An 8,840-nucleotide genomic window follows, 5' to 3' on the forward strand; every position below is an offset into this window, starting at 1 on the left:
ACCGCCCAGCGGATTGAAGGAGGTGCCGTATGGCGATGTCTCAGCAGGCCCGCGACGAGAAACGCCGCGCCAAGGCCGAGCGCCTGCAGGAAGAAGACCTGCGCTTGAAGGTTCGACCAGGGACTAAACAGGCCCTGGTTCAACTGATGGAGTGGGCCGGGATCGAGGAACAGGGCGAGGCGATGACGCTGATGATTCATCACATCGAAGCGCTTGGGCATCACGCGCTGTTCAGGATCGCGCGCCACGAAATCGATGCTCATCGAAACGTGGCGCGGAACGAACCGCTGCGGCTATCAGCCAGGAAGCGAACGGGTCAGCACCTGCGGGCGATCTGCGGCTGGGCCGACGCTACATGCAGCCAGATGATCGAAGCGCTGATTCACGGCATCCATGCCCTGGGCCAGCTGCACGCGGCGAAGTTTCTCACCCCGCCGCGTCACGAGATCAGCATCTCACCGCGCCTGGCCCTGGCCTTCGACAGGAAGAGCATGCTGATGATTCAGCAGGATCCGGGTGACGAAATCATCCAGCCTTTAGATAAAGCCAGTGGCTACATTGTGATACCAGCCGATCTCGCTCTTCCTTATGAGCAACTGCTGGAGTGATACAGAACGAAACTAATGGCCAGCTGGGACTGGGTGCTCTAGCACTTCTTTCACAACGCCCATGAGAATTTTTAGGCCCATCTGGCCATCGAAATCGCCGCCAGTGATCTCGTATTCGTCTGCCAAATCGCCGTTTCGATCCACGTTAAAACGTGATATTTCCGTTTCTTTCCCTGCAAGACTTGGGATCGTAACCACAACCTCAATTCGTCCCCTACCTTGAACTACTAGAGGACTGATAAGTAACGAGAAAGGCTTACCCAGCACCGACCCCGCGAAGCCGCGTTGCTCAGGCAGCTGGTCAATGGACAGCAATTGGCCGTATTTGTGGTCCGCGAGACGCTTCCAATGATCCAACCTGTCAAGGAAGTTAGTTCTCGCATGAGTTATATCTCTGGCAGTCTGGCCAAGGTAGACGCTGAAATCGCCGGGGTCTTGATGAAAGTCCATTTGAAATCTCTCATTTAACTGTCTCGCTCGGCTGGGCCAGAAGTAAATACTCCATCCCGAACCTTATTGCCACCATGCCCATTGCAGGGTAATGGCCAGCCCATGGCTGCTCCTCACGGCTTATGCCTCAGGTAGAAAGCCAACGCAACGACATCGACCACAAGCACGGCCGCGATGACGAGGAGCATCGAATAGTGATCGCTCGGAAGCATTGCCATGTCCCCAATAATCAGGCCCTCAGATAGTAGCAATTCCTATCTCTTCTTCAATCTGCCGCATCCGGCCACGGAGGGCGGCGCATGCATGGAGAAAGCCATGAACCACTTTCCACCGCGTCCAACTGCCACCAGGAAAATGATCCTTGAATGCTGCAAGCCCATCGCCGAGAAGCTTGAGGCCGACGCCGAGCCCCTCGCGCAGCACTACAGCCGCCACATGGATGGCTTCGATCTCTGCATAGAGCTGGCGAAGTGGGCCGACTGGGATATGCAGCGCGACGACATCGACACCCTCGACGAACTTGGCCACCTGGTGGACGAGGCAGAGCGCGAGGCAGTGAAGACCTGGTTCGAAGAGCACAACCCCCAGCCGCCGTTCGCCATCGGCGACAGCATCAAGCAGGGCTTAATCACTGGCATTGGCTCCTACTCGCTCGCCTGCTTCGAAGTGAAGGCTGAGGGCCAGCCGGATACCTCTCGGTTGATCGTCAAGTTCGAAGACGCGAAAGCTGCATGACCCTACGGCGGTGCGCGTGATCGCCTCAGACAGGACGTCTTCGATCGGGGGCAAGACACCTGCCATCAAACGGGCTATATCGAGGCGAGGTAGCGACATTGCTTTGGAACAAAACAAACGCTTCGACTGCGACGCCGGGCAGCCCGCGACATGCGTCCATCTTCCGTCTGCCTGCAATGCGTTCTTCAGGGCCGAAATCTTTAACATCGGCGGTCGAGAGGCTTTTGGCTAGGAAAACCACCAGGTTGGAGACATCAGTGTCTTCTCCACGCTCTGCCGGGTTGTCGAGCAGGAGCTCAATGATACGGGCTCGGTAAGCCCACCACCGCACCTCGCTACTCCTCTTTCTTGACTGACGTGCCTCCTCGAGCAGTAAGTCGAGTTTCTGTCGCTCTGCCTGGCTTAGCGGTCGCCATTTCAGCTCGTTGATGAACACCGCGCCTCCCAAAGCACGACTTAGACGTCTCGCTTAAGTGTGGCACAGATCACCGTACACGGCGCTGCCCGCCAGCGCCTTCCCCTCTCAAACGATTAACGCCTCCCCGGCGAGGGCGGCGCCTGGAGTACCTATGCGTATTGATCTTAAAAACAATTTCACCATTGATTCAGTGAAGGAGCTCATCGCCTCGCAGGATGACACCTGCAATGCACAGCTCCGCATAAGCAAGGACGGGTTCGCCTTCCTTTCGACCGACCAGATCGGGGGTCAAGGAATCGAAGACCTGCACTGCCGATTCGAAACCTGGGCAGCCGAAGGAGGATGGATGGGTATCGAAGCCTCGCGAGACGAACGCTGGGTGAGACGGATACACAAAGCGCTAGAAGCAAATTGGCCCAATAGGTCCTCCGCATACGTTGCATCTTACTGATCTGCTTGGAGCAGGCACCATGCCCAATCGCATCGTCTGCCAGTTCAGTTGTGGCGCCGCTTCGGCGGTGGCCACTAAGCTGGCACTGGCCGATTACGGCAGCACGCACGACGTGCAGATCATCAACGCTTTCCTTGCCAACGAGGAAGCCGACAACCGCCGGTTCGCCCGGGACTGCGAAGCCTGGTTCGGACAGCCGATCACCGTTTTGAGAGATGAGAAGTACGGCGCCGACGCCCACGAGGTGTTCCGCCGCGAGCGCTACATGAAAGGCCGTACCGGTGCTCCCTGCACGAAGATCCTCAAGAGGCGTTTGCTCGACACTTGGAAGAAGCCTGGCGACGTGATGGTGTTCGGCTACACCGCCGAGGAGGCCGATCGGCTGGAGGATTTCAGAGAGCGAAATCCAGATCGCCCAGTGGTCGCCCCGCTGATAGACAGCGGCCTGGGTAAGGACGACTGCAAGGCCATCCTGCTGCGCGCCGGTATCGAGCTGCCCCTGATGTATCGGATGGGCTACGACAACGCCAACTGCATCGGCTGCGTCAAGGGCGGCGAAGGTTACTTCCGGGCGATCCGCCAGGACTTCCCTGAGCAATTTGAGGCGCTGTGCGCAATTCAGGACGACTTGGGCGAAGGGTCCTACCTGTTCCGCAACCGCACCACCAACGTTCGTTTCTCCCTTCGTGACCTCGGCGATGGCCCAGTTCGGCGAAACGAGAAACTGCCCGCCTGCTCCTTCTTCTGCGAGCTGGCCGAGGCCGACATCATCGCCCGCGCCTGACCGGAGATCCTATGCCCATTACCTACGGAAGCGTCTGCAGCGGCATTGAAGCTGCGACCGAGGCCTGGCATCCGCTGGGCTGGAGTGCCGACTGGTACGCCGAGATCGAGCCGTTCCCATGCGCCGTGCTGGCCTACCACTACCCCGAGACGCCGAACCACGGCGACATGACCCGCCTGGCAGCCATGGTGCTGTCCGGCAAGATCCAAGCGCCCGATGTACTGGTTGGAGGAACACCCTGCCAGGCCTTCAGCGTGGCCGGCATGCGCGAAGGCCTGGCCGACCCGCGCGGCGCCCTAACCATCAAATACGTGGAGCTCCTCGATGCAATTGACCATGTTCGAATCATGCGCGGCGAGCCAGAGGCCGTCTGCACTTGGGAAAACGTCCCCGGAGTCCTCTCCGACAAAGGCAATGCGTTTGGCTGCTTCCTCGGCGCCCTGGTGGGCGAATCCGAAGAACTCCAACCGCCAGGGGGCAAATGGAAGAACGCTGGTTGTGTGTATGGACCCACGAGAACAGTCGCATGGCGGGTTCTGGATGCCCAATATTTCGGCCTGGCCCAACGTCGCCGCCGTGTGTTCGTTGTCGCAAGTGCTCGAGCAGGATTCGATCCCCTCGAAGTACTTTTTGAGCGCGAAGGCGTGCGCCGGGATACTCCGCCGCGCCGAGGCGAGGGGCAAGACCTTGCCGGAAGAGCTCCATTCGGCCCTGCGCTCCAGTGCGGATGCGGATACGTCTTCGGTCCAGGCCTAGGCCATTACGGCTGCCCCAACTGCGAGGGCGAGGAAGGGCCAGCGGTCGAAGTGTTGGCCGGCGTGCCAGCTTATGGCGGCCACGGCCTTCAAGGTGATGTCAGCCAGGCTGCAACGCTAACTGCGAAGGACACGCGCCTGGACATCGAGAGCGAGACCTTTTGCATTTCCCCGTCGCTCCGGGCACAGCCAAATGCCAGTCACCGGCTCGACTCCGACGCGTACGTGACCGGCACCTTGAGCTCTCGGACCAGCGCAGGGGGCGGTCTTGGCACAGACTTCGACCTTGATGGCGGCCTGCAGATCGCCAGCGCGCTCACTGCGAGCTACGCGAAGAATGGTGGGATCCCGGCCGGAAAGGACTGCATGCCAACCAATCTGGTTGCGGGAACGCTACAGGCCAACGGCAAAGCGGCCGGCAGCGCTACCCAGCAGGACGCCGAGAACGGCATGCTCGTGGTGCACGGCACGCAGGATCCATGCGTTCTTAATGACCAGGCATTTGCCTTGGGCCGGAACAGCGGTCAGGAGAACGCCCTGCTGGCCTTCAGTTGCAAGGACCACGGTGCCGACGCCGGAGACCTTGCCCCGACGCTACGTGCAATGGGCCACGGCGCCAGCCACCCCAACGCCGGCGGTCAGGTCGCCGTTTGTATCACTGGCGAGATCACCCACACGCTGAAGGCTGAAGGCTTCGATGCAAGCGAAGACGGCACCGGGCGTGGCCAGCCTATGGTCCAGGGGGGGGCTGGTGTTCGCCGCCTCACCCCTCGCGAGTGCGAATGGCTTCAGGGCTTCCCCGGCGACCACACTCGAATCCCCTATCGCGGCAAGCCCGCCGATGAATGCCCGGACGGGCCGCGCTACAAGGCTATCGGCAACAGCAAGGCCGTGTTCGTCGTCCGCTGGATCGGCCGGCGCATCCAACAACAATTTGAACGACTCGCTTGAGGTATCCCCATGCCCACGGAAAACCAATCCAGCAACACCGAGATGGTCAGCGTGCCGCGCGTGCTGACGCGTGAAATGCTCAATGGCGTATGCATGCACCCGGACCTTGCAAGGTCTCTTTGGAGTGCACTGCTGAAGAATGCGCCGCAGCCAGCCCCGCAGCCCCACCCCGAGCCAATAGCCTGGATGGTTGGTACTGCCATCTGGTGGACCAAGAAGAAGCAGAGAGGGATGCGGCGGAGACTGGGTTGCCGATTGTCCTTGTCGGGCCGTTGCCATCCATCCCTGACGAATACTGCTTGATGCCCAAGCGGCTCACGGCCGAGAACGGCGCCAAGGCACTGCTGCTCGGTGAGTTCAAGCTGGAGGTCACCCAGGAATGCCCGGAATGCCGCGAACTGGATGAGCCGGTAGAAGGCTGCGAGATATGCGATGGCGAGGGTGAATATGGCCAGCGCCACCTCATCCCGTGGGACAAGATCAAGTACATCTACAGCGAAGCCGTCAGGGGTCTCGCGCTCCAGCCCGACCCCACCAGCAAGCCATCCTGACCCGAGGAGTACGGATGTACTCCACCCGACTGTAACCCCTCTCACCTCTATTCACTGCCGCGATATGCGCCCAGAACAGAATGATATTGGCTGGGGAAAGCTCTATTTCGGTAGGCTGAGCTAGCCTATTAAGGCAACGATGAGGGAATTATGGAGTTCTGATGCGTAGTAACCATAAGATGATCAGCGTACCGCTCGACGTGCTGGAAGCAGCGCTGGAGGAACTACCCGAAGGAAGCGCAGCAGCGGTACGAATATTGAAAGCGCTGGAAGAAACACCGTCGAGGGAGCCTGTGGCCTACCTGGCCCAACGCCGAGATGGGAAGCAAGGCGGAAAGTTCTTTGCCACGAAGCCAGGGCGCCATTACGACCCTCAGCTCTACCGCGGCCCGATACCCGTATATGAGGGGCCGGTTGAATGATCGTGTGGGGATTGGACCGAGGCTAACGGTCCAACCCCGCCAGCACCACACTACCCAGCAGCAGCTTTTGGTTTAACTGCCGGCTTGCCCTCGACGGCGATTTTCCGCGCCATCCCTACGCCCCATGCCATCGCACGAGTCATCGACTCGCCAGGACGGGAATCGAACGCCTCCTCGTGCACAGCCATGCCTTGAGGTGCGTAGACGCCGATGAACATTTGTGTCTGCCCTGTGGATGAAAGCCTCACCTGCACATCAATATGCGTTCCGTCGTCGAGGGTTTCGTCATGGGTACGGTGGTGAAGCGCCGGATCTGCCCATTCCCAAAACACATTTCCACGAACTCGCATGTGACCCTCCTCCAATCTTTGTTGTTCATCCATTAGAGGGTCAAAATAAATCGCGCACAAAAAACTGCAAGTGACTTAGATCAGAAAATCTAGCGAAGCGACGGTCGGCATTAAAGTTATACAGATTTTCACTTTTGTATAAGCCTCATCGTGATTAAGAGGCGCGGTCTTTGTCTTTCGCTTCGGCTGTAAGCGAATCGGCAAATTCAATCCAGGCGTTGAACGCAGCGCGGTGTGCCTCGCACGCGGCTCGCCATTCGGCCCCTCCCAACCGGCCGTACGCTACCTGATTCATGGTGGTTGAGGTGAGCGCGTCCAGGTCCCGAAGCAATTTGTAAGCGCGATATCTTTTTTCTATATCCGGCATGGTCTTTCCATCCAACTTGCACAGCAAGGATTTGAGCCTTTCCAAGACTTCTGCCTGATGGACCTCCCCTGGTCTCACTTATTTCCATCGATCTTAACTAATCCGCCGAATGGCGGCGAGGCGAAGCTATGTTTCAAGCATTTCTTTACAGACAACCAGCGCCAGCTCTCCCGCACGAAACCCAACCCGAACCTACACCCGCTCTGGCGTCTGGGCGCTGGATTGATGAGAGGTATGAGCTGTGAAAAAAGCCGGCCGCAAAGATGTGCTCGACGAAATGACCAAGGATGACCTGGTGGACTGGATCAGGTCGCAGCACTTTTTCATCAAACCCAAGAGAAGTGACGTCCTGTACCTGCGCTGGAGCCGGCAATCGGCGGCCGTCATTGATGAGATGGAGAAGGAAAACCGCGCACTTGACCACCTCGACTTTGGTGAGCGAGATCGCCTGGCCAGGCAATTCAACACGTCGAAAGACCCGAATGAACGCCTTCGGCTGATCGAGAAGATCGAGCCCTATGACAAGGCAATGAGGGACCATCTGACCCGCTCCGAAGCGATCAACCGAAAGCAGAAGCGCGTTGACGCCCTCTACGAGCAGATCGATGTGGAGCGTAAGAAGGAGCAGCGAGGATGACCGACCTGATCGAAGTGAAGACGGCCAGGTTGATCGGCGCGCCGCTGGACTGGGCTGTGGCCATGGCAGCTGACGCAGCCGAGATCGCAATCGGTGAACATGGCGTCATCTGTATCTACGACACGCCCGAAGGCGGCTGCTGGACGAACCTCTATCAGCCGTCGAATGACTGGAGCCAGGGCGGCCTGTTGATCGATGAGCACTGCGGCAGCACTCAGCACTCTCCGGGCCTTACCGAGGACGCCTGCTACAGCGGCGGGCCGGCCGGAGCCGCGGTCTGGCTCTACGGTCCCACTGCACTGGTCGCGTTCTGCCGAGGCCTCGTCCACTACAGGCTCGGCGATACCGTCCAGGTGCCGAAGGAGCTGATGCCATGTTCTTGATCCCGCTCGCCGCACCATTGCTCATCGCCTACCTGATCTACAGGGGGACGCGATGAGCGCTGCAGCGAAAGTGCTCGATCCCTGCAGCGCCAGCCGCATGATGTGGTTCGACAAGGAAGACCAGCGCGCCCTGTTCGGCGACATCCGCGACGAGGAACACCTACTCTGCGACGGCCGCGTGCTGAAGGTTGAGCCCGATGTGCTGATGGACTTCCGTAGCCTGCCCTTCGAGGCCTCAACCTTCCGACTGGTCGTGTTCGATCCGCCGCACCTCACCCGGGCCGGCGTCGATAGCTGGATGCGCGCTAAGTACGGACTGTTGACCAGCGACTGGCGGGAAGACATCCGCCAAGGCTTCGCCGAGTGCTTCCGCGTGCTGGAGCCAGAGGGAATCCTGATCTTCAAGTGGAACGAAACCCAGGTGCTGGTAAGCGAGCTGCTGGCCCTAACCGATGAGAAACCCCTGTTTGGCCACAAGTCCGGTAAGCGCGAGAAGACGCACTGGATCACCTTCATGAAACGCCCCGCAGCCTAATCCCTCCCCTACAACTCAAGCCCGCCGACATGCGCGGGCATGGAGAGCCACGCTATGACGAAAGAAGAATTGGCCGGTCTGCCCGAGAAGGTGCGCATTGCCACCGAGGCCGGCAAAGCGGCCGCAGCGGCCTGCACCAATGATGGCGGCAGCGCCAACCTCGACCGCGTTGTCATCCCCGTTCCAGGCTTCCGCGCCAGCCAGCTGCCCAGCCTGCCGGGCTACGTGCAGAAGAAGAGCCGCTACCACCAGCAGGGCGTCCATCTGGACACGTCTTGGCCAGGCATCGGCAATCAGCACAGCGCTGGCGTGCAAGCGATGCAAGCCTCGCTCAAGGCCCAGGGCGTCAACTGCTACGTCTACTGCCAGGTCGACTGACCACCAACCTGCCGCCACCGGCGGCGTGGAGACCATCCCATGGAAAACGAAAGCACCGGCGACGT

The 8,840-nt window shown here is 59.6% G+C and carries 15 protein-coding genes; 11 read left to right on the top strand and 4 right to left on the bottom strand.

Annotated elements, in window-relative coordinates; translation table 11 throughout:
* Positions 1-29 precede the first annotated feature (29 nt).
* On the top strand, positions 30-608 hold the full coding sequence (locus APH28_RS01150) for a hypothetical protein (protein WP_156340850.1): 579 nt from the start codon (positions 30-32) through the stop codon (positions 606-608).
* Between the two features lie 12 nt (positions 609-620).
* Here APH28_RS01150 and APH28_RS01155 read toward each other — a convergent pair whose 3' ends face one another.
* Positions 621-1,058: a hypothetical protein gene (locus tag APH28_RS01155; RefSeq protein WP_060507213.1), complete on the bottom strand. Its 438-nt coding sequence runs from the start codon at positions 1,056-1,058 to the stop codon at positions 621-623.
* A gap of 315 nt (positions 1,059-1,373) precedes the next feature.
* Here APH28_RS01155 and APH28_RS01160 point away from each other — a divergent pair, with 315 nt between their 5' ends.
* Positions 1,374-1,793 carry a hypothetical protein gene (locus tag APH28_RS01160; protein ID WP_156340851.1) on the top strand — a complete coding sequence of 140 codons (420 nt, stop codon included), beginning with the start codon at positions 1,374-1,376 and terminating at the stop codon, positions 1,791-1,793.
* Between the two features lie 25 nt (positions 1,794-1,818).
* Here the strand turns inward: APH28_RS01160 and APH28_RS28970 are convergent, their stop codons facing one another.
* Positions 1,819-2,229, bottom strand: coding sequence for a hypothetical protein (locus APH28_RS28970; RefSeq protein ID WP_156340852.1), 411 nt, complete (start codon positions 2,227-2,229; stop codon positions 1,819-1,821).
* A 133-nt stretch (positions 2,230-2,362) separates the two neighbouring features.
* Between APH28_RS28970 and APH28_RS01165 the strand changes: the two genes are divergently transcribed.
* The 5 genes from APH28_RS01165 to APH28_RS01185 all read left to right on the top strand — a co-directional run bounded on the left by APH28_RS01165 (position 2,363) and on the right by APH28_RS01185 (position 6,125).
* Positions 2,363-2,662, top strand: coding sequence for a hypothetical protein (locus tag APH28_RS01165; RefSeq protein ID WP_060507215.1), 300 nt, complete (start codon positions 2,363-2,365; stop codon positions 2,660-2,662).
* Between the two features lie 19 nt (positions 2,663-2,681).
* A complete protein-coding gene (locus APH28_RS01170; RefSeq protein ID WP_060507216.1) occupies positions 2,682-3,446 on the top strand; it encodes a hypothetical protein in 765 nt (254 codons plus the stop codon).
* Between the two features lie 11 nt (positions 3,447-3,457).
* Positions 3,458-5,152, top strand: coding sequence for a DNA cytosine methyltransferase (locus tag APH28_RS01175; RefSeq protein ID WP_060507217.1), 1,695 nt, complete (start codon positions 3,458-3,460; stop codon positions 5,150-5,152).
* A 302-nt stretch (positions 5,153-5,454) separates the two neighbouring features.
* A complete protein-coding gene (locus tag APH28_RS28545; protein WP_060507218.1) occupies positions 5,455-5,703 on the top strand; it encodes a hypothetical protein in 249 nt (82 codons plus the stop codon).
* Between the two features lie 161 nt (positions 5,704-5,864).
* Positions 5,865-6,125: a hypothetical protein gene (locus APH28_RS01185; protein WP_060507219.1), complete on the top strand. Its 261-nt coding sequence runs from the start codon at positions 5,865-5,867 to the stop codon at positions 6,123-6,125.
* A gap of 50 nt (positions 6,126-6,175) precedes the next feature.
* On the opposite strand, the gene APH28_RS01190 is transcribed toward APH28_RS01185, so the two are convergent.
* Both APH28_RS01190 and APH28_RS01195 read right to left on the bottom strand, forming a co-directional pair.
* Positions 6,176-6,475: a hypothetical protein gene (locus APH28_RS01190; protein WP_060507220.1), complete on the bottom strand. Its 300-nt coding sequence runs from the start codon at positions 6,473-6,475 to the stop codon at positions 6,176-6,178.
* Between the two features lie 154 nt (positions 6,476-6,629).
* A complete protein-coding gene (locus tag APH28_RS01195; RefSeq protein ID WP_156340854.1) occupies positions 6,630-6,842 on the bottom strand; it encodes a hypothetical protein in 213 nt (70 codons plus the stop codon).
* Positions 6,843-7,083: 241 nt separating this feature from the next.
* Here APH28_RS01195 and APH28_RS01200 point away from each other — a divergent pair, with 241 nt between their 5' ends.
* The 4 genes from APH28_RS01200 to APH28_RS01215 are packed head-to-tail and all read left to right on the top strand — an operon-like array spanning position 7,084 to position 8,775.
* Positions 7,084-7,479, top strand: coding sequence for a hypothetical protein (locus tag APH28_RS01200; RefSeq protein ID WP_060507222.1), 396 nt, complete (start codon positions 7,084-7,086; stop codon positions 7,477-7,479).
* Complete coding sequence (locus tag APH28_RS01205) at positions 7,476-7,862, top strand: DUF2591 family protein (RefSeq protein WP_060507223.1); 387 nt, start codon at positions 7,476-7,478, stop codon at positions 7,860-7,862. Before APH28_RS01200 ends, APH28_RS01205 begins: the two co-directional genes overlap by 4 nt.
* Before the next feature lie 52 nt (positions 7,863-7,914).
* Positions 7,915-8,397, top strand: a complete 483-nt coding sequence (locus APH28_RS01210; protein ID WP_060507224.1) for a methyltransferase — start codon at positions 7,915-7,917, stop codon at positions 8,395-8,397.
* Positions 8,398-8,451: 54 nt separating this feature from the next.
* Entirely contained in the window at positions 8,452-8,775 is a 324-nt protein-coding gene (locus tag APH28_RS01215; protein ID WP_060507225.1) for a hypothetical protein, read from the top strand.
* Positions 8,776-8,840: the final 65 nt, after the last annotated feature.

The sequence above is a fragment of the Pseudomonas sp. NBRC 111124 genome (assembly GCF_001320245.1).
Lineage (GTDB): Bacteria > Pseudomonadota > Gammaproteobacteria > Pseudomonadales > Pseudomonadaceae > Aquipseudomonas.